The organism is Methylobacterium gnaphalii (assembly GCF_007992215.1).
GTDB lineage: Bacteria > Pseudomonadota > Alphaproteobacteria > Rhizobiales > Beijerinckiaceae > Methylobacterium > Methylobacterium gnaphalii.
In genome coordinates, this window is the sequence record NZ_BJZV01000115.1 from 1 (window position 1) to 589 (window position 589).

1 protein-coding gene is annotated in these 589 nt (G+C 57.4%); it reads right to left on the reverse strand.

Annotation, left to right across the window (positions count from 1 at the left end; translation table 11 throughout):
- Positions 1-377: 377 nt before the first annotated feature.
- Positions 378-589: hypothetical protein (locus MGN01_RS24040; RefSeq protein WP_210246107.1), on the reverse strand; the 212-nt coding region annotated here is incomplete at its 5' end.

A 589-nucleotide genomic window follows, 5' to 3' on the forward strand; every position in this document is an offset into this window, starting at 1 on the left:
AGCTTGAGCGCACCAGTCAGAGTCAGCGAAAGTGATTACGAGCGTGCATACAGAGGGCATGCCGATCTACGAGCATGCAGCGGACCGAAAGGTGGCGAGGTGGCGTAGGGCTCCCGATGCCCTACCAGTTCGATCAGCGCCAGCCCGCTCCCGCTCGCAGGAGGACAACGCGGAGATAACAGAGAAGAATCAAATCTCTGTCTCAGAAAAACGGCTGCGTTGTCCCGGATCAAGCACTCCCAGATAGAAACATGGCTCGCCGGACGCCGTGTTTGCCGACATGGAATAGCGCCGGCTGCGCATCAGCCAGGATCAGCAGCCGCCCGAATGGGAAGGCCTGCGACTAACCATCGAATACTCGGCCCAATAACGGATATTCACAATATTTCTGCATCCGGGCAATTCGTCGGACCAACATCATGAAGAGTGCGGCAGGCATCAGACACAAGCCAGCTCAAGCCTCGATCTTTATCCCCGTTATTCTTGCCTGGATCGCTATCGCGCCATAGAACTCGGCTCACGCTTTCCCCCGGCTCATGCAGAAAGTTGCTGTCTGCCGCCTCCATGATCGCAAGGCGGCAGACGGCAG